At 46.8% G+C, this 15,654-nt stretch carries 29 protein-coding genes; 13 read left to right on the top strand and 16 right to left on the bottom strand.

Annotation, left to right across the window (positions count from 1 at the left end):
• Window positions 1–70: 70 nt before the first annotated feature.
• The 5 genes from B5D50_RS20740 to B5D50_RS05340 all read right to left on the bottom strand — a co-directional run bounded on the left by B5D50_RS20740 (window position 71) and on the right by B5D50_RS05340 (window position 1,236).
• Window positions 71–193 carry a hypothetical protein gene (locus B5D50_RS20740; protein ID WP_268807801.1) on the bottom strand — a complete coding sequence of 41 codons (123 nt, stop codon included), beginning with the start codon at window positions 191–193 and terminating at the stop codon, window positions 71–73.
• A 171-nt stretch (window positions 194–364) separates the two neighbouring features.
• A complete protein-coding gene (locus B5D50_RS05350) occupies window positions 365–625 on the bottom strand; it encodes a hypothetical protein (RefSeq protein WP_234975803.1) in 261 nt (86 codons plus the stop codon).
• Window positions 622–852, bottom strand: coding sequence for a hypothetical protein (locus tag B5D50_RS05345; protein WP_078921552.1), 231 nt, complete (start codon window positions 850–852; stop codon window positions 622–624). Before B5D50_RS05345 ends, B5D50_RS05350 begins: the two co-directional genes overlap by 4 nt.
• Window positions 852–1,004, bottom strand: a complete 153-nt coding sequence (locus tag B5D50_RS20310; protein WP_159448577.1) for a hypothetical protein — start codon at window positions 1,002–1,004, stop codon at window positions 852–854. The genes B5D50_RS05345 and B5D50_RS20310 overlap by 1 nt, the downstream gene beginning before the upstream one ends.
• Before the next feature lie 16 nt (window positions 1,005–1,020).
• Window positions 1,021–1,236: an Arc family DNA-binding protein gene (locus tag B5D50_RS05340; protein ID WP_143594260.1), complete on the bottom strand. Its 216-nt coding sequence runs from the start codon at window positions 1,234–1,236 to the stop codon at window positions 1,021–1,023.
• 116 nt (window positions 1,237–1,352) lie between these two features.
• On the opposite strand from B5D50_RS05340, the gene B5D50_RS05335 reads away from it, so the two are divergent.
• The 13 genes from B5D50_RS05335 (at window position 1,353) to B5D50_RS05275 (ending at window position 10,953) form a co-directional block, all read left to right on the top strand.
• Window positions 1,353–1,520 (top strand): FitA-like ribbon-helix-helix domain-containing protein, encoded by a 168-nt coding sequence (locus tag B5D50_RS05335; RefSeq protein WP_078921550.1) that lies wholly within the window; start codon window positions 1,353–1,355, stop codon window positions 1,518–1,520.
• A gap of 109 nt (window positions 1,521–1,629) precedes the next feature.
• Window positions 1,630–2,121: a hypothetical protein gene (locus tag B5D50_RS05330; protein WP_078921549.1), complete on the top strand. Its 492-nt coding sequence runs from the start codon at window positions 1,630–1,632 to the stop codon at window positions 2,119–2,121.
• Window positions 2,118–2,357, top strand: a complete 240-nt coding sequence (locus B5D50_RS05325) for a hypothetical protein (RefSeq protein WP_078921548.1) — start codon at window positions 2,118–2,120, stop codon at window positions 2,355–2,357. Before B5D50_RS05330 ends, B5D50_RS05325 begins: the two co-directional genes overlap by 4 nt.
• Window positions 2,354–2,614, top strand: coding sequence for a hypothetical protein (locus B5D50_RS05320; protein ID WP_078921547.1), 261 nt, complete (start codon window positions 2,354–2,356; stop codon window positions 2,612–2,614). The genes B5D50_RS05325 and B5D50_RS05320 overlap by 4 nt, the downstream gene beginning before the upstream one ends.
• 9 nt (window positions 2,615–2,623) lie before the next feature.
• Window positions 2,624–4,084, top strand: a complete 1,461-nt coding sequence (locus tag B5D50_RS05315; protein WP_078921546.1) for a hypothetical protein — start codon at window positions 2,624–2,626, stop codon at window positions 4,082–4,084.
• A complete protein-coding gene (locus B5D50_RS05310) occupies window positions 4,072–4,260 on the top strand; it encodes a hypothetical protein (protein ID WP_078921545.1) in 189 nt (62 codons plus the stop codon). Before B5D50_RS05315 ends, B5D50_RS05310 begins: the two co-directional genes overlap by 13 nt.
• 113 nt (window positions 4,261–4,373) lie before the next feature.
• Window positions 4,374–5,114, top strand: a complete 741-nt coding sequence (locus B5D50_RS05305; RefSeq protein WP_078921544.1) for a hypothetical protein — start codon at window positions 4,374–4,376, stop codon at window positions 5,112–5,114.
• Window positions 5,115–5,182: 68 nt separating this feature from the next.
• Window positions 5,183–5,395 carry a helix-turn-helix transcriptional regulator gene (locus B5D50_RS05300; protein ID WP_078921543.1) on the top strand — a complete coding sequence of 71 codons (213 nt, stop codon included), beginning with the start codon at window positions 5,183–5,185 and terminating at the stop codon, window positions 5,393–5,395.
• Window positions 5,392–6,393 (top strand): toprim domain-containing protein, encoded by a 1,002-nt coding sequence (locus B5D50_RS05295; RefSeq protein WP_078921542.1) that lies wholly within the window; start codon window positions 5,392–5,394, stop codon window positions 6,391–6,393. The genes B5D50_RS05300 and B5D50_RS05295 overlap by 4 nt, the downstream gene beginning before the upstream one ends.
• Complete coding sequence (locus B5D50_RS05290) at window positions 6,390–8,120, top strand: DUF927 domain-containing protein (RefSeq protein ID WP_078921541.1); 1,731 nt, start codon at window positions 6,390–6,392, stop codon at window positions 8,118–8,120. Before B5D50_RS05295 ends, B5D50_RS05290 begins: the two co-directional genes overlap by 4 nt.
• A 3-nt stretch (window positions 8,121–8,123) precedes the next feature.
• Window positions 8,124–8,582 carry a hypothetical protein gene (locus B5D50_RS05285; RefSeq protein ID WP_078921540.1) on the top strand — a complete coding sequence of 153 codons (459 nt, stop codon included), beginning with the start codon at window positions 8,124–8,126 and terminating at the stop codon, window positions 8,580–8,582.
• A gap of 243 nt (window positions 8,583–8,825) precedes the next feature.
• Window positions 8,826–9,392, top strand: a complete 567-nt coding sequence (locus B5D50_RS05280; protein ID WP_078921539.1) for a recombinase family protein — start codon at window positions 8,826–8,828, stop codon at window positions 9,390–9,392.
• 325 nt (window positions 9,393–9,717) lie between these two features.
• The gene (locus B5D50_RS05275; protein WP_078921538.1) at window positions 9,718–10,953 is read left to right on the top strand and encodes a tyrosine-type recombinase/integrase; all 1,236 of its coding nucleotides are present in this window, start codon (window positions 9,718–9,720) and stop codon (window positions 10,951–10,953) included.
• Here the strand turns inward: B5D50_RS05275 and B5D50_RS05270 are convergent.
• From B5D50_RS05270 to B5D50_RS05220, 11 genes are all read right to left on the bottom strand, one after another.
• A complete protein-coding gene (locus B5D50_RS05270; protein WP_159448575.1) occupies window positions 10,930–11,205 on the bottom strand; it encodes a helix-turn-helix transcriptional regulator in 276 nt (91 codons plus the stop codon). The genes B5D50_RS05275 and B5D50_RS05270 overlap by 24 nt on opposite strands.
• Window positions 11,198–11,764 (bottom strand): 3'-5' exonuclease, encoded by a 567-nt coding sequence (locus B5D50_RS05265; RefSeq protein WP_078921536.1) that lies wholly within the window; start codon window positions 11,762–11,764, stop codon window positions 11,198–11,200. Before B5D50_RS05265 ends, B5D50_RS05270 begins: the two co-directional genes overlap by 8 nt.
• A 4-nt stretch (window positions 11,765–11,768) precedes the next feature.
• A complete protein-coding gene (locus B5D50_RS05260) occupies window positions 11,769–12,215 on the bottom strand; it encodes a hypothetical protein (protein ID WP_078921535.1) in 447 nt (148 codons plus the stop codon).
• A 68-nt stretch (window positions 12,216–12,283) separates the two neighbouring features.
• A complete protein-coding gene (locus B5D50_RS05255; protein ID WP_078921534.1) occupies window positions 12,284–12,583 on the bottom strand; it encodes a hypothetical protein in 300 nt (99 codons plus the stop codon).
• 1 nt (window position 12,584) lies between these two features.
• Window positions 12,585–14,129 (bottom strand): hypothetical protein, encoded by a 1,545-nt coding sequence (locus tag B5D50_RS05250; protein ID WP_078921533.1) that lies wholly within the window; start codon window positions 14,127–14,129, stop codon window positions 12,585–12,587.
• On the bottom strand, window positions 14,122–14,391 hold the full coding sequence (locus B5D50_RS05245) for a hypothetical protein (RefSeq protein WP_078921532.1): 270 nt from the start codon (window positions 14,389–14,391) through the stop codon (window positions 14,122–14,124). The genes B5D50_RS05250 and B5D50_RS05245 overlap by 8 nt, the downstream gene beginning before the upstream one ends.
• Window positions 14,388–14,639, bottom strand: a complete 252-nt coding sequence (locus B5D50_RS05240; protein WP_078921531.1) for a hypothetical protein — start codon at window positions 14,637–14,639, stop codon at window positions 14,388–14,390. Before B5D50_RS05240 ends, B5D50_RS05245 begins: the two co-directional genes overlap by 4 nt.
• Complete coding sequence (locus B5D50_RS05235; protein ID WP_078921530.1) at window positions 14,636–14,839, bottom strand: hypothetical protein; 204 nt, start codon at window positions 14,837–14,839, stop codon at window positions 14,636–14,638. Before B5D50_RS05235 ends, B5D50_RS05240 begins: the two co-directional genes overlap by 4 nt.
• 98 nt (window positions 14,840–14,937) lie before the next feature.
• Complete coding sequence (locus tag B5D50_RS05230; RefSeq protein WP_078921529.1) at window positions 14,938–15,165, bottom strand: hypothetical protein; 228 nt, start codon at window positions 15,163–15,165, stop codon at window positions 14,938–14,940.
• Between the two features lies 1 nt (window position 15,166).
• Window positions 15,167–15,403: a hypothetical protein gene (locus B5D50_RS05225; protein WP_078921528.1), complete on the bottom strand. Its 237-nt coding sequence runs from the start codon at window positions 15,401–15,403 to the stop codon at window positions 15,167–15,169.
• A complete protein-coding gene (locus B5D50_RS05220; protein WP_078921527.1) occupies window positions 15,403–15,633 on the bottom strand; it encodes a hypothetical protein in 231 nt (76 codons plus the stop codon). The genes B5D50_RS05225 and B5D50_RS05220 overlap by 1 nt, the downstream gene beginning before the upstream one ends.
• Window positions 15,634–15,654: the final 21 nt, after the last annotated feature.

Below are 15,654 nucleotides of genomic sequence, written 5' to 3'. Positions count from 1 at the left end.
AGCGGTTGTGGAAAAAATTCCACAAGCTGGCGTAGCTGAGCCTGAATCAAAGTCCCGAGACAGATCCGCATCAATCGTAGGCAACACGAATGCCCGCTATGAAGGGGCTAGGCTGGCTGGTTTGGTAGTGCTTACCACGGACACCGCCCGAAAAATCATATTCAGGGCGCATATCCTCATCAAGATTGCTCATATTGTTTCCTTTCATATTTGGTTGCAGGGCGTTTATGAGTTACTTCCAAAATGGAAACCGTTGCTTAAGGTACATTTACTGGATTAAATCGGGATTCAGCCATTGCCCGTGCTTCCTGCATGGCTGCAACAGTTTCAGCATTAGGCAATTCAGCACTAAACACCGCTTTCTTCATCCTTTAATCATCTGGTCATAAACTGCATGGTGTCCAATCCAAACCCAAGTGAAACCATGTGGGCGTTGGATGGCTAAGGCTCGATAATGCAAGCCAACTCGTGCAGACCACAGAGCACCAACTGACTTAAAGTGCAGTGAAGGATATTCTGGGTTCTGTTTGAGCAGTGCAAAGTTTTTGTGTGCTAAGGTTTGAACTGGCTCAGGTAGTGCTTCCAATGCTTGCCAGAATTGCGGGGTTGCCTTGTGCTCTATCATAGTTCGCGTAACTGCCCTTGCTGTTCTGCATCAAGTGCTTGCTGGAGTAAAAAATCTAATTTTCCAGCGGCTGCATCGGCGGCTATTTGTGCATCCCATTCATTGGCTTGGCGCTCAAGGCGGCTTTGCAGAAACTCCACGAAGTCGAGCACTTCTAAAGCCAGTGTTTCGGGTAATCCCTGAACCCGTTCAAAAATGAGATCAGCCGTTTTGTTCGCTACACCCATCAATATTCTCCTGATTTATTTATCCACCTGTTTGGAGTGAATTTCTTGCCTTTAGCCTTAGCAATATGTGCTAAGGCTTGTTCAAAACCTTCAGCTTTCAAAAGTACGAAATTCGTTCTTTTAAGGAAAATCAGCAACTTAGCAAGGTGCATCTTAGGCGGTATCCTCTTAGCCTTTGCCTGCTTTGGCGAGTTCTTCCTTTATCAGTTCCCGCACTTGTGAAGCGGTAAGAGGCCGATCATCTGTATTCGATAAGAATGACTCTTCCAGCCTTTTAACTATTTCAGAGTTAAGGCTTCTTGTTCCCAAGTCTGCTGAGTTTGCAAGTTTTTCATGCAGTTGCTCAGGTATCCGCAATGTAATTCTTATACTGTTCTTTTCCATAGTGGCGATATTACACCACATTGACACCAAAAAGAATTTGACACCATATAGTGTCTATATTAATCTAATAAGAGACACTACTTAGACACCATTAGATGCTATAGGGATGAACTTATATGGATTCTGAAAAACGTACACAAGCCCGCATTCCCACAGACATTCACCAATGGCTGACAGAACGGGCGCGGCGAAATGATCGAAGCATGAACGCGGAACTAGTCCGTATTTTGAGAGAAACCAAAGAGGAGGAGGCCGAAGAACACAAGCCCAGTGAGGCTGCATAAACGAAAACGCCCCCAACGAGTGGAGGCGCTTAAGGGCTTATGAGTGTTGGAAGCACTTCTAAGCCTTGCTAAATACCCATAAACACTTAATTTCAAAGGAACTAGCAACATGAATGCTAACACAAACAAAACCCAAAATTCACCTGACCTCATAGACAAAGCTGAGGCGATTGGTACAACCTTAGAACAAGCTGGGTGCGCCCTTGACCTGCTATCAAATGAGTATCAATCCTCTCCACATCTTCCGGTTTTCATGGTGATTGATGACCTGATTGTTAAAGCTAAGCAACAAACCAGTGAATTGCTTAGGGATTTACCTAAAAAACACGTACCGCCTGCATTTCCAATCATCCCTGATCCATTGAAAGACCTTGTAACAGGCGATATTCGCACGGAAGCCTTTGAACTAGTGGCAATCACTAAAGCCATTTATTTATGGGCAATGGATCAGGGAGCTACGGCCTGTCAGCTGGCCTCTTGTGACTTAGATTCGGGCGATATGGTGAGTTTATCGGACTTAGCACGTAGCAAAGCACAGCGCATCGTGGACTTAACGAATGATTTTGAAGCTGAAAACGTTAAAGCGAAGGTGCAAGCATGAACTCCCCAACCCCTCACGAGGATTCAACACAAGAATTTTTAGCGCTTTACAAAGCGGCTGATCCCTTTAAGCAGTTTGTGGTTCGGGTACTCATTAAAGCGGGTACTTCTAACGACACTGCACCCTTACATAAGTTAATCAGACTATGCCCTCATCATGAGGACGTGAAGGCTGCTGCTAGGCTGATGATTGCAGCGATTGAAAAGGAGTTAGTGAGTAAGAAGGTGCAAGCATGAACCCCTTCACCGCCCTCTTCACTCAAATCACCCTTGAATCTGCTTATCGCGCCCTCGGGCGCGGTATCGGCCTTACCTGTGCTGCACTCTGCCTCTTCCAGTGGTTCGGCTATTACAGCCTGCATCAATGGGGTTCGTTACCCAGTCTAGGCCAACTGCTGATTAGTGGGGTTCTTATGCTGGTGGCCTTCACGACGGACGGGGTTCACCTGTTCATGGTGGACTGTTTTGCTGTTTTAACGGCCTTGTCATTTTAGGGGGTTGCCATGAATACCAATGCTTACCGCCTAGGGCAATTAATCGTTTTAGAGCAGAACAAGATAGCCGACGCTAAAGCTGGAATTGCTTATGTGAAGCTGGCTTTATCCTTCGCCTTCATTACGACGTGGATTCTGTATTTCATTTTTGCTTTTTCGTTTTACGTCGCTGATTTGTGGGGGATTAGCACGTGGTTGACTGAAAACACCAGTGAATTAGTGGCCTTTGCCCTCTTCCTCACGATGGCCTTATTGATGGCTCAAACGCTATCAATGATTAAACACGCCTTCTATCATCATAAAGCCGCGTTTAAATATGGCCTTTTTGCTGTCCTGTTGATTTGTAGCCTAGGGGTGTTTATGGAACTGTTTAACAGCAGTTCACAGCAACAGACCATCGCGCACCAATCCGCTGAAAAGTCGAAAACCTTTGACTCGGTGGCGAATACGCAAATCAGTATTGACAGGGGCGCGAATAGCTCAAACCGAATTGCCTACTTATCCGGTGAATTAGCCAAAGCGCGTGAATATTTAAACGGGTGCAAAAAGACCTGTAAAACCTATCAAGTGAAAGTCGCTGATTTAACCGCGCAAATTGAGGCGCTACAGGCCGGACAAGCTCAGGCTAATGAAATAGCTAGCCTTGCCTCAACGAACGCAATTAAAGCGAAAACTGAAGCCATGAGCGCGTTAAAAGAGGATGCGCATAAACCCATATTCAAATTTATTCGGGATGCGCTAGGCGTGGGTATTTCTACCGCTGTAGTCATTATTGCCTGTTTAGTCTCGATTGGCTTTGAATACAGCCATGCCCTACTCTCTCGGATGTTAGGTGAAAAGCTAAGCTATTTAGAATCGCTGCAAAATGGACTAGTGAAACTCAAAACTGACTATCTGCAGGCTGCAGGTACTGAATATGGCAGTTCTGAATTAATCGACGCGCCCGAATTACCCGTCTCTAGTTTTAAATACCAGCAAGCTGCACCGTTTGTATCCGGTTTTGTGAGCTTCAAGAATGCGCCTAAATCACGCGCCCAAGGTTCTGCTAAATCATCCGACCCTCTACCTACCCCGAAGGAACAACAGCTTCCCTTTCCAGATTTTGGAGGCTTTAAAGCGCGGCGCGATACATGGGCAACCCCTGAGCTTGAAACCGAAGCAACCACCAGTAACCACCAGCTAGGGGTTCATGAAGAAAAGCCCCAGCAACCACCAGCTAGGGGTTCTATGGGCTTATATGATGATTGGGTGCAGGCGGTTAAAATAGGCGAATGCAAACCCTCTGTTGATCCTACATGGTCATGGATTCAAAAACGGATTAGCAACAAAGAAACTGGAGAACGCACACCAGACCGAACCCGCATTAGTGCCATGCAAAAAGCCTTTTTTTCCCGTGCGATGAAAGAGGGATTAATGATCGAAAACCCCAATTATAGAAACGGAGGGAAAAAATACTTATGGACAGCTTAAACACTCAACAACCTACTCAGACTATTTATTATTGGTTGGATGGTTATTGGGTTAAGGACAAGGAGGAAGCTGAATTGATGGATAGCATCAACGCCTTTGGGAGTTTGCACCAAGTGGTAGAATTGCCTTTAAATGCAGATATTGATAGAGAGATTCAACACTTACTTAAGGTTTAATCGTTTGTCACCAGTGCCTAGCCCGACGGGGCGAAAAGCCGGATTCCTTTCCCTTCGGCTGGCACTGGTTCTTATTTTTAGGGAAGGGCGATATACAGGGAAAGGGTTTAAGAATGGAATTGATAAAATGGATTAGACCCGATTGGAAGGATGCAGGGCAATATATAGATCATGGGGCAAATCTTTATATGTGGTATTGGGAATTTCTCAGACGGCGCGAAGATTACCAGCAAGACTTTTACCAACACGCCTTAGAAACCTACGAACTTTATTGTGAAGTTTATTCAAATCTTGAGTTTTTTAAAGAGCAAAAGTTAACAGTTTTAACACCAAATGAACGCGGTTTTACTGCATCAATTCCTGATGCTTATAGCAAATATTTAATTGCGCATTGCCCAAATCCTGCAATTGATAGCCCAAATCCTGCAATTGATAGTCCGCGTTATTTTTACTATCGAAGCTGCAACAGTATTGTTGCTGGCAAAATTGGCAGTGAATACGAAGAAAAAATAGTCACATATTTGTCAGGAAATGAAATGCTTTTCAAGTTTGATTTATCTATGCCAATTGATGCGCAACTAGCAACGGCTAAAGAAATGGTTGCTAGAGACCAAAAGCTTTACCTTTACAAAAAAACTGGCGACGAAAACCCTAAGTTGATTCAGCGTAGAGCGCACACTTCCAAATGGGTGAGTTACTTAAGGGTGCTTGATGCGGTTCATGCTGGCGCAACACTGGAGGAAATCGGGCGCTGTATTGAGCAAATGGGCGATGATGACGATAGGCTGGAAAAGCGAGTAGGGCAAAAGCTTGTTAATGCAGCGAAGGAAGTACAATTTAATTTTCCTTTTTAAATGCTCCCCATGATTTTACGGGATGCGCCACGATTCCTCAGATGTTTACCAAATGAGGCTAAAAACACATGACAAAGAAAATTGATTTACGCGACTGGGACAACCGCTATTTAACAGATAAAGAGGTAGCGGCTATCTATGGGGTGGCACGGGCTACCGTGTGGCGTTGGGTAGGCGATGGCACATTACCCGCACCAATCAAAATTGGAGGCAATACTACCCGCTGGCATGGTGAGACTATTAAGGCGGCAATGACAAAACAAGAGGATCAAGCAGCATGATGCAGGCTAATAGTGGGGGCGCATCGCCCCCAAATGCAAAACCCCACCAGTGGGCAAACTGGCAGGGCTTTAAGAATCAAAATCAGCAAACAAACTATAGCAAATCAGCAGCGGACTGTCTGCATGAGTTGCGTAATGTCATGCTGGCAACGATTGGCAGCGCCCCCGATTACCTAAGCGCATCAGGCAAACTGACCCGCTTCGATACCCTCAAAAAGGGTGATAAGGCGGGTTGGTATGTAGCCCACCTCACTCGATGGGGCATGGTGGCGCGTTTTGGCGATTGGCACGATGGCTACCCACACAAGTGGACTAGCTTTGAGCCGAATACGCTTAATAAGCATGAGCTAGCAGAACTTAACAAGGTACAGCAGCAACAGGCGCAAGCCCGACAAATCGAGCAAGAGGCAGCCCACAACGCAGCGCAAGCCAAAGCAATTGAGCTATGGACTAAAGCACGACCCGCAAGCCATGCCCACCTCTACCTAATGCGTAAACAAATTCAGGCACACGGAGTTAGGCAGTTAGGCGATTTATTATTAGTCCCTATCCATGACCTAGACGGGCAATTGTGGAATCTGCAAATCATCGCGCCCGATGGGCAAAAGCGCTTTTTAACAGGTGGGCGTAAGCGTGGCTTAGGCTATTTAATGGGGGCGATGGACAAGGCTAAAACTTTAATTATTTGCGAGGGATTCGCCACCGGAGCAAGCTTGTACGAGGCTTATCAACAGCCTGTTTTAGTGGCATTTGATGCGGGTAATCTCTTACCTGTAGCCCAAGCTTATCGCAACGCTTACCCCTACTTAACTCTAATGATTGGCGCGGATAACGACCGCTCAAAACCCATTAATACAGGCGTAGTGAAGGCGAAAGAGGTGCAAGCCAAAGTCAGTGGTGTTGATGTGATTATTCCCAACTTCCCTCCCCGTGCACCCGCAAACCTAAGCGATTTTAACGACCTAGCCAACTGGATCAGCATGGAGGCGACTGTATGAGCGCGGCAATTATGGACTTCGTAAAAACCGAAAAAAGTAGAGGGCTTGCCACCATCCAAAGCGATACAGGTACATTCAGCCTTAAATCAAGTGGCGTTTATTTTTCGGGCTTTGGCAAAGACGGGCAAGCCTTGCCAGAAAAGCGGATATGTTCACCCTTAAAAGTATTGGGCGAAACCCGCAACCAACAGGCGCAAGATTGGGGACGGTTGTTAGAGTGGCAGGATAACGACCGCAATATTCATCGTTGGGCGATGCCTATGCATCTGTTAGCAGGCGATGGGGCAGACGTAGCACGAGAACTGCTTAAGCGTGGTCTAGTGATTGCACCCGCAAAAAGTAAAAAGGTCTTAGAATATATTCAGTCCTGTGACTCGATTAGTCGTATGACCTGCACTGACAAAACCGGATGGCACGGCGGCGCGTTTGTTCTCCCTGAAAAAGTCTATGGTGAAGATGCTCATACATGGATTTATCAGCAAGACGGCGGGGCAGAACTAGCCACTGCACAGTTAGGCAGCCTTGAAGATTGGCACTCTAATGTGGCAAGCCTTGCCCGTGGCAACAGTCGCTTGCTCTTTGGTATTAGTTGCGCCTTTGCGGGTGCTTTGGTGTATCCGTCGGGCTTGGAATCGGGCGGCTTCCATCTGCATGGCGGCAGTAGTAGCGGGAAAACTACCGCGCAAATAGTAGCGGCTAGCGTGTGGGGTAGTCCTGACACCTACAAACGCTCATGGAGAGCCACCAGTAATGGACTAGAGGGTGTGGCTAGCCAGCATAATGATGGGTTATTGATCCTTGATGAAATGCGCGAAATCAGCGGTAAGGATGCGGGTGAAACAGCCTATATGCTAGGCAACGGGCAAGGCAAAACACGCAGTGACCGCAACGGCGGCGCACGCTTGGCGAAAACATGGCGTTTACTATTTTTATCCAGTGGTGAGGTGACTTTAAGCGAAATACTGAAAAGTGAGGGTAAGCGTGTTTATGCAGGCCAAGAAATCCGCATTGCCGATATTCCAGCGGATGCAGGCGCGGGTATGGGATTGCTGGAACACCTACACAGCTTCACCACGCCTGCACAGCTTGCGGATCATTTGCGGTATGTATGCAGCAGGTACTATGGGGCAGCAGGCGCGGCGTGGTTAGAAGCGATTACTAAAGACCATAAGCAGCTATGGAACACCTTACCCCAACAGATCAATACTTTTGTCGAGACAGTCGCACCGAATGCCAGTGGACAAGCGCACCGAGTGGCTAGACGCTTTGGTTTGGTGGCGATTGCAGGTGAATTAGCCACGCTCTATGGAATCACCGGATGGGCGCAAGGCGAAGCCACCGAAGCGGCTGAACGCTGCTTTAAGGATTGGCTAACTAATTTTGGTGAAGGCCACCGCGAAACAAAGCAAATCCTCGAAACCGTACAAGCCTTTATCGAGCGCAACGGCGCGAAATTTGTAAACCTATCTTTAGCACAGCCTTTACCTGTACCTGATCAAGTCGGGTATTACCGTCCAACAGAGAACGAGAACGGACGCGAATATTTAATATTAGCTACTCAATTCGGGCGCGTTTGTGATGGACACAGCCAAAAGCAGGCAATCGAGGTATTACGGGCGCATGGTTGGCTAAATGCGCCTGACTCACAGGGCAAGGCTAGTATTAGTACCCGACTGCCTAAGGTGGGTAAAAAGCGCGTTTACCTCTTAACCATCCAAGAGGATTAAGCCATGTTTGACCTATCTGCTTATGGTCAATGGTTGCCTAACACACCACCCAAGCCCCTTGGAACACCTAAAAAACAGGCTGGAACACGTGGAACACCGCAAAATAAGGCAGGTGTTTCAACTGCTAAAACTGAAAATGATATTAAAAACAATAACTTAATTAGTCTGGAACACGTGGAACACCTTGGAACACCTAAAAACAAGGGAGGTGTTCCAGCTAAAACGCCTAATAAACCATTAAAAAACAATAACTTAAAAAATCTGGAACACGTGGAACACGTGGAACACCTAAAAACAACAATGTCCGAAATCCATTTTTTATCGGATGATGAACTTGAGGGTTTTGAGGAAAGGGCGGCCATTATGGAATATGAAGGCGGCTTGACTCGAAACGATGCAGAACGGCAAGCGCTGGTTATTTGCCTAGCGGAATACAGGCAGAGAAAAGCAAACCACTACTAACCGGATAGATTCCGGTTTTTTTTCGCCTAGCCTTTGCCGAATGGCTCGATTTTTGTTTGTACTAAAACTTAGAATATTTAGTACACATCATCCACCTAATGTCCTAGCCTGTAAAATCTAGCTGCAACACGCTTTATTAGTGTACTAAAAATCGTACTAAAATTATTCTTGAAACTCATAAGATATTTAGTACAATCATTACAAGATTTAGAACACTTTTAAGGCAGCATAGGGCGGCATAATATGAAAATTGGATATGCACGGGTTTCTACTACAGGGCAGGACTACAATACCCAACTAAGTAAGCTTCAAGGCGAAGGCTGCGAGAAAATTTTCAGCGAAAAGCAAAGTGGAAAGAGCGCAGATAATCGCGCAGAGCTACAACGTGCTATCGAATTTGCCCGTGAAGGTGATGTATTGGTTATCACTAAACTGGATAGGTTAGCGCGTAGCATGGGCGATTTATGGGCGATTGTGCGTGAGTTAGAAGCTAAAGGTGTAGCGTTCAAAGTGCTCGATCAGGCAGGAATGGACACCAGCAGCGCAACAGGAAAACTACTGTTTAATATTCTGGGTTCGATTGCCGAATTTGAACGCGATTTAATCAACGCTAGGACTGAAGAAGGCAGGCAGGCTGCTAAAGCCAAAGGTATTAAGTTTGGACGTAAAGCCAAGCTTACAGATGATCAGCTTGCAGCTTTGCGTGGTGACGTAGATTCTGGTTACTTAACTAAGCAGGAAATAGCCGATAAGTATGGCATTGCAAGGAATAGCGTTTATAGGTTAGCAGGTGCTAAAGATGCTGCTTAGTTGAAGCGATTCTAAACATTAACTAATAGCCACAAATAATGCGGCTTTTTCATATATAAATTACAAAATGAGACGCGCAAAGACACGGTACTTTTAAAGCATCTGCAAAAATTTATCACATATAAATATTTTAATTTCAAATAGTTAGCTTAAAAAAGACTAGCCGCATATGCGTCCTGAATCAGGTTTCATCTAGTTCTATGCTGTCTAAAAGCCTGATTTAGTCAGGCTTTTTTTATTATTAAGACTTGATAAGACAGTATAAGAGAGGGTACTTTTAGGGGTACTTTATAAGCTTTAAGGGCAAGTACCCTAAAAGGTGTTAATGGGACTGCTAAAAGATGCCTATCTTAAAAAGGTATTATCTGGAGAGATAGTGCCTGATGTTACTAAGTTGAGTGATGGTGAGGGATTGTATCTTGAGCTGCGGCCTCTGGCGGGCAGCGGTTTTGGCATGTACTGGCGCTTTAACTTTAAATATGCTGGCAAATACAAAACTTTAACTTTCGGTAAATATCCGCTTATCACTATCACTCAAGCTCGACTTAAGCATAATGAGGCTCGGTTGGAGCTGTCTAAAAATATTGATCCTGCTTTAAAAAAGCGCTCGATGAAAATCACACAATCTCAAGCTAATAACTTTAAAACGGTGGCGGCTATGTGGTTGGAGAGGAAGGAAGGTGGGCAGCGGCATAAAGAGATGGTTCAGCGCTATTTTGAAAACGATATTTTTCCAGTCTTGGGTAAATTAAATATAGATGAAATCAAACCGACTGATATTGTCAAAACTGTTAATCGGGTGGGTGATCGTGGCGCGTTAGATCAAGCGCGCCGTGTTGGCCGATGGCTGCACAGCATTTTTCTTTATGCTAAAACGGTTGGATTAACGGATAATAATCCGGCGGATATTGATCTTTCTATTATTATTGCACCGCACATCCCTACGCCGCACCCTGCCCTCACTGATCCTGATGAAATTAAAAAACTCTTGGTAGATATGGAGTTTTATCGGGGTTATTTCATTACTAAGTGCTTATTGAAGCTGGCGGCGTTGTTGATGGTCAGGCCGCACAATTTAGTAGCGATGGAGTGGTCTGAACTGGATTTAGATAATCAGGTTTGGACGATTGCAGCGCGTAAAATTAAAAACAGGCAGCATATTAAAAAGGCGGATCGTGAAGAAGATATTCATATTGTCCCTTTAAGTCGCCAAGCTATCGAGATTATTCACGAGCTGCAGGCAATGGCTGGGAAAAGTATTTATGTTTTCCCGAATCAGCGTAATCGTAAAAGTGGGCACATGAGCACGAGCACGATTTGCGTAGCGCTGAAGTATATGGGTTATAAGGATATTATGACTGGCCACGGTTTCCGTGCTCTGGCGCGGACGGTGTTAGAAGAGGTTTTGGGCTGGGATGAAAAAATAGCAGAATTGCAGCTGGGGCATAAGATCAAGACCCACGGCGGCGCGTATGATCGCACCGCACATCTCTCGAAGCGTGTCGAGATGATGCAGGCGTGGGCAGACTACTTAGATTCATTGCGGGCTAGTGCTGCTTAGATTACTTTCTTCGGCTTGGAGGCTAGCTAGGTAATTATTCAGCTCGCTAGCTTTCCAGCGTTGGGTGCTTTCACTTAATCTAACAGGTCTTGGCAGCTTCCCTTCACTTACAAAGCGCCAAACACTGGCCCGCGAAATAGCTAGTTTTTCCGCAACATCTTTGTCATTTAGCAGCTTTTCTTCTGGGGCTGCGGCGCGTTTTACAAACTCTAAGAGGGTTTGTAGCTCGTCGTTGGTGTTTTGATTAGACATCGCTCTCACCATCCTGCTCATCAGATTTTTTTACTAGCCATTCCCAAACGCTTTTAGTTGCGCGGCAATCTGCCAGTGCTCGATGTGCCTGCCCTTCCCATTTATGGCCGACGTGTTTAGCGGCTACGGTGAGCTTCTGCCATTTCCATCCATTACGATAGTTATCCCAAACACCATAAGCTTTCGCAAACTCCAACATGGCGCAATGTATGTTCGGATATGCCGGATTGAGTTCTGCTGCATGATAGGCAGCAGCTAAGAATGGTAGGTCATAGCCAGCGTTATAGATCACCAAGTGCTCAGCATCGGCTAATATTGCGTCAATGCGAGGGAGTAGTTCCTGCAGAGTTGGGTATGGGGATTCCAGTACTATCTCCGGGCGGATGCCGTGGATTTTAGCGGCTTCCGGCCATGCCTTTTTGCGAGTTGGTTTGACTAATGTATCCATTAGGGTTTCGCCATCGTCGTTCAGGCTGCTGATCTCTAGCACTTCATCATGTTGGTGGCTGAGTTCAGTGGTTTCTGTGTCTAGGTAGACTGTATGGTATTGCTTGCTCATAAAATTACCTCAGCATTGTCGTCCCGCAGAAGTCACAGACGGGTAGGTCGTACAGATCACTGGGATAGCTACACGAGGCATGAGTACAATAATCGCAGGCTTCGCAATACAGTACGCCTAGCCCATCGTGATCTTCTTGAGGGGCTTTGCACTGTGGGCAGTGGTTTATCAGTACTTCTTCAGCGATTAGTTCTTGAGGTAATGGTAAATCTTCAGAGCCGACTGCGTGAAATACAGTTGCTCCTTTTTGTATTGCCTCTAGCAGCATTTTTTTAAACTGATCTTGCGGGTAACGTTTTAAGCCTAAGCAGTTATGGGGTAGGTCTGCCCCGTAGCCGTGATGGCTGACAAAAACCTGAGTGCCATCTAAGAAGTTAATATTCACAGCGATGCTATCGCGTTGAATAGTGAGTCCGGCTCTGAGTTCGATAAAGGTGTGGTTGTCGTTCATGGTTTTACTGCTGGTTTGTTAAGAGGCAGAGCACTTGCCCTGCCTGCTGTGTATTAGTGGGTGGTTTTTTACTGTGCGTGGGTGTGTGCACACGGTTTGTCGGTGCTATTACTACCCTGCGCACAGGGTACACAGGGTTGATTCAACACAGAGCCAGATAACCCTGCGCACAGGGTTAGCACCTGTTCTGCAATCGCGTCCTCACTGCTATCAGCAGGCAGGTCAACGACTTTGTGCGGTACTTCACCAAAAGCTTGGAATTCATCCATTTTTGCGGCTTCGGCAAGGTCACGAGACCAGTAGCCATCTGGCCAGTAGGCTATTTGAATGCGGCCTTGGTTCGTTGATTGTTCGTTTTGTGGGTTCATATTAAGCCTCTAAAATGTATTTAGGTTTGCCATTGCTGTAGTTTGGGTTGGCTTTTATGCGGGTTTGGGTTGCGATTGCTCGCTTAAAATAACCCTGCACCACTGCATCAATGTCAGCGGGGGTGGCGGTCTTTTTCACTGCTTGGCTACCCTTGCCAGCCACCTGCTTTTGCAGCCACTTGCGGCTTTCTGTCACGGTGGCTTTAAGTTCACCTGCGTAAATGGCTTCTAGCCATGCTTGATACAGATTGGCACTGACCCTGCGCACAGGGTGCGGGTCTTGACCCTGTGTACCCTGCGCACAGGGTTTGATGATCGCTTGAATGGCAACTTGTGGGGCAGTGCGATCTAGCACCGGGTCAGGGGGGAAGTCGATACCTGCTTTACGTAGTTCCTCAGCGTAGGTGCTGATAGCGGGAATGCTCAGTTGGTGTTCGGCTGTGCCTAAGCGGGATGTGGTGGGTGTGTGCACACGGTTTTGAGGAGTAGGTGTATCCCAGACAAAGCCAATGGGGCGGGGCGTTGGTTCTGTTGAAGTTGGGATATTTAAGGTGACGGCTGGTAGGGTAGCAGCGCTAGCCATTGCAGGTGTTGGTGTGTTCATACTCGCAGCGGGTGGTTGGCTATAGCTGGGTACGCTGGTTGGTTTGGTGGGGGGGGTAGCGCTGTTAGCTTGTAAGCCCGCAATTTGCAGCTCCAAGGCTTGAATGGCTGCGGTGCTTTGCCCTTTAGCTTGGCTCAAAAAGTGATGGAGGATTTCAAAGCTCACGGCCACGATTAACATGATAAACACGACGGCTGTCTTGATATGTTCTTTGTAATCCGCGCCGGAAAACCAGCTCATAAATTGAGCCATCATGACAATGACCGGATTGTAAGAATCCGCTTTTAGTTTGTCTTGACGGTCGTATTTCAGGGCTTGGCTTGCGGTGCTGGCTTGGATTTGCGCTTGTAAGCTGTTTCGCTCAGAGTCGAGCAGTGCTTGCAGGGATGCTCTATCACCCTCACAGTGCTTTTCTTTGCCTGCTTTTACCTTTTCTTCGCAGCGGGCAAGCTTCTGACGGGCTTTGGCAATACGACTAGTTAGTAAGCTATCGGTAGTAATGCTCAAGCTATCTTTGCGGGTATCTTGAAAAGCTGAGCTACGCTCTAATTGAATATTGCTTTTTGCATCTTGGCTGGCTGAGCTGCTAAAGAACTCTGCGAAGAGGGCGAAACCGATCACCGTCACTACAATCATTGTGACTGAGCCATAAAAACCGAAGTGCAAGTAGGCGTGATGCTTTACCCAAGCTAGGAAGAGGGCTGTCAGCACGATGATGCTGAGCATGAAGAAAAAGCCGACGGTGCTTTGCCATGTTGTGAAATAGGCTGCCCAACTTAAGGGTTCGCCTAAATACAGATGCAGCGCAAAGGCTAGATACAACAAAAAGGTAAGTATGAAGCCTAGCTTCAATAGCTTTAGTGCTCGGTGATTATGCTGCCGGTGCTCGGCTAGTTGCTGCTGTAGGAGTTCGGCTTGTTTTTGTTTGATGGGGTCAGACATGGCTACCTCCTTCGATTAGCAAGGCGTTTAAGACGGCGCTGCTGGTAGAGATAAAGCTAGTCCACGGGTTAGTTTGCACAAACCAGACCGTTAGGAGTGCCGAAAAAAGAGCGAGTAGGGGATGTAGCCAGAGGCTATTAATGGCGTGCATTCCATATTGCCTGATGAGCGCCCCTGTCTCGATGGCTGCCCAGATTGTGATGAGTATGACTAGGGCAAAGGAGGTGATGTTATAGACTTGTCGCCAGTTAATAGTATTCACGCCTGCAACTCCTTTATCCAACGCTGAAGAAGCTGCGGGAATATCTTTTTACTGTCTTTATTAATGACAGCCAGTAGCCTGTAAACGGCGAGTGCTGTCTTTTTATCTTGCTTTCCTGCCCAGACATGGACAAATTTGTATCCGGCGTGATTTGCTCGTGCACGGTAGGGTTCTAAGTCAATTTGGGCTTGCTGCACGGGGTCGGGTTTGATCTCGGGCAGGGTGAATAGGGGTAGTTGAGCAGTCATTGCTTACCCTCCTTAGCTTGCAATTGTTTAACCGCTTCGGCATAGGCTTTAGCCGCTGCTAGCCATACCGATTCGTCGCTCACTTTGCCGCTTACTGTTCCCGTGCTGATGCGTGGGCTGCTGCTCTCGGCATTGGCTTGGGTTGCACTTACCAAGGTGATACAGGCTGCAATTAGTTTGATTTTCTGTTCCAGTCTCATTACTCTTGCCCTATTGATTGACCGCCTTACTTTCCACGGCTCGGCGGTCGGTTGTTCGGAAGCCTTCCGCTTGGAAGGCTTTTTTTATTTACTCGAAATTAGTCTTCGGTTTCATTGGTTGTTATTACTTCGTACAACGTCACTTTGACAGCTGTACACAGCATTCCTAACTTGGTCCCATAGCCCCAATCACCGGGTGTATTTAAGAAGTAATTAAGCTGCTGTAGCAGGCCCTCTAGGCGATTTTTATGATTTGCGCTTAAGTTTTCCTCGCACAGAGGACGATCATGGAACATTTGCATTAACTCCCAATCGAACTTTGGCATTTCACTGCTCCTTAATATCCAGCGGTATCTCTACCGCGTTATCTGTCCCCGCCTGCACTAGCACCGTGCGGCAGCGTTCTTTCCGGTCTTTGAGTTTGGCGCAAGCTTTGTACGTGCCTGCGGGTAGCTCAAGGCGTTTGGTGTGTGTGCGGTAGCTGCTGCTGTCAACAGTCAAGTGCACGTCGGCATTCATTGCCGGTTGGCCTGCTAGGGTTCCGATTAGCAGGAGGGAGGCCATCACTGGCGCTCCTTGGGTGTGCGTGAGCAGTGGATACCCACCAGTGCTTGGTAGTATGCTTTTGCTTGTTTCTCGCAATTGCTGGGGTCTGCTGCCAAGGCACATTCCTTTTTGATCTGTGTTTCGGCGTTCTGCTGAGTCTGTTCATCTTGTTTGCAAATGTCTGGTTGTTCGGCTGCTTGCGCACTGGCAAGCAGGATGAGTAATGCCCCTGTTATTACTTTCTTCATTGTTTTTGCCCTTTATTGTTA

Source organism: Thiothrix eikelboomii (genome assembly GCF_900167255.1).
GTDB classification, from domain to species: domain Bacteria; phylum Pseudomonadota; class Gammaproteobacteria; order Thiotrichales; family Thiotrichaceae; genus Thiolinea; species Thiolinea eikelboomii.
This window is presented reverse-complemented; position numbering and strand designations above follow the sequence as displayed.

Excerpts from the sequence above, each read along its gene's own strand:
- B5D50_RS20740 (WP_268807801.1), bottom strand. The coding sequence starts at position 193 with ATGAGCAATCTTGATGAGGATATGCGCCCTGAATATGATTTTTCGGGC.
- B5D50_RS05350 (WP_234975803.1), bottom strand. The coding sequence starts at position 625 with ATGATAGAGCACAAGGCAACCCCGCAATTCTGGCAAGCATTGGAAGCA.
- B5D50_RS05345 (WP_078921552.1), bottom strand. The coding sequence starts at position 852 with ATGGGTGTAGCGAACAAAACGGCTGATCTCATTTTTGAACGGGTTCAG.
- B5D50_RS20310 (WP_159448577.1), bottom strand. The coding sequence starts at position 1,004 with ATGCACCTTGCTAAGTTGCTGATTTTCCTTAAAAGAACGAATTTCGTA.
- B5D50_RS05340 (WP_143594260.1), bottom strand. The coding sequence starts at position 1,236 with ATGGAAAAGAACAGTATAAGAATTACATTGCGGATACCTGAGCAACTG.
- B5D50_RS05335 (WP_078921550.1), top strand. The coding sequence starts at position 1,353 with ATGGATTCTGAAAAACGTACACAAGCCCGCATTCCCACAGACATTCAC.
- B5D50_RS05330 (WP_078921549.1), top strand. The coding sequence starts at position 1,630 with ATGAATGCTAACACAAACAAAACCCAAAATTCACCTGACCTCATAGAC.
- B5D50_RS05325 (WP_078921548.1), top strand. The coding sequence starts at position 2,118 with ATGAACTCCCCAACCCCTCACGAGGATTCAACACAAGAATTTTTAGCG.
- B5D50_RS05320 (WP_078921547.1), top strand. The coding sequence starts at position 2,354 with ATGAACCCCTTCACCGCCCTCTTCACTCAAATCACCCTTGAATCTGCT.
- B5D50_RS05315 (WP_078921546.1), top strand. The coding sequence starts at position 2,624 with ATGAATACCAATGCTTACCGCCTAGGGCAATTAATCGTTTTAGAGCAG.
- B5D50_RS05310 (WP_078921545.1), top strand. The coding sequence starts at position 4,072 with ATGGACAGCTTAAACACTCAACAACCTACTCAGACTATTTATTATTGG.
- B5D50_RS05305 (WP_078921544.1), top strand. The coding sequence starts at position 4,374 with ATGGAATTGATAAAATGGATTAGACCCGATTGGAAGGATGCAGGGCAA.
- B5D50_RS05300 (WP_078921543.1), top strand. The coding sequence starts at position 5,183 with ATGACAAAGAAAATTGATTTACGCGACTGGGACAACCGCTATTTAACA.
- B5D50_RS05295 (WP_078921542.1), top strand. The coding sequence starts at position 5,392 with ATGATGCAGGCTAATAGTGGGGGCGCATCGCCCCCAAATGCAAAACCC.
- B5D50_RS05290 (WP_078921541.1), top strand. The coding sequence starts at position 6,390 with ATGAGCGCGGCAATTATGGACTTCGTAAAAACCGAAAAAAGTAGAGGG.
- B5D50_RS05285 (WP_078921540.1), top strand. The coding sequence starts at position 8,124 with ATGTTTGACCTATCTGCTTATGGTCAATGGTTGCCTAACACACCACCC.
- B5D50_RS05280 (WP_078921539.1), top strand. The coding sequence starts at position 8,826 with ATGAAAATTGGATATGCACGGGTTTCTACTACAGGGCAGGACTACAAT.
- B5D50_RS05275 (WP_078921538.1), top strand. The coding sequence starts at position 9,718 with ATGGGACTGCTAAAAGATGCCTATCTTAAAAAGGTATTATCTGGAGAG.
- B5D50_RS05270 (WP_159448575.1), bottom strand. The coding sequence starts at position 11,205 with ATGTCTAATCAAAACACCAACGACGAGCTACAAACCCTCTTAGAGTTT.
- B5D50_RS05265 (WP_078921536.1), bottom strand. The coding sequence starts at position 11,764 with ATGAGCAAGCAATACCATACAGTCTACCTAGACACAGAAACCACTGAA.
- B5D50_RS05260 (WP_078921535.1), bottom strand. The coding sequence starts at position 12,215 with ATGAACGACAACCACACCTTTATCGAACTCAGAGCCGGACTCACTATT.
- B5D50_RS05255 (WP_078921534.1), bottom strand. The coding sequence starts at position 12,583 with ATGAACCCACAAAACGAACAATCAACGAACCAAGGCCGCATTCAAATA.
- B5D50_RS05250 (WP_078921533.1), bottom strand. The coding sequence starts at position 14,129 with ATGTCTGACCCCATCAAACAAAAACAAGCCGAACTCCTACAGCAGCAA.
- B5D50_RS05240 (WP_078921531.1), bottom strand. The coding sequence starts at position 14,639 with ATGACTGCTCAACTACCCCTATTCACCCTGCCCGAGATCAAACCCGAC.
- B5D50_RS05235 (WP_078921530.1), bottom strand. The coding sequence starts at position 14,839 with ATGAGACTGGAACAGAAAATCAAACTAATTGCAGCCTGTATCACCTTG.
- B5D50_RS05230 (WP_078921529.1), bottom strand. The coding sequence starts at position 15,165 with ATGCCAAAGTTCGATTGGGAGTTAATGCAAATGTTCCATGATCGTCCT.
- B5D50_RS05225 (WP_078921528.1), bottom strand. The coding sequence starts at position 15,403 with ATGGCCTCCCTCCTGCTAATCGGAACCCTAGCAGGCCAACCGGCAATG.
- B5D50_RS05220 (WP_078921527.1), bottom strand. The coding sequence starts at position 15,633 with ATGAAGAAAGTAATAACAGGGGCATTACTCATCCTGCTTGCCAGTGCG.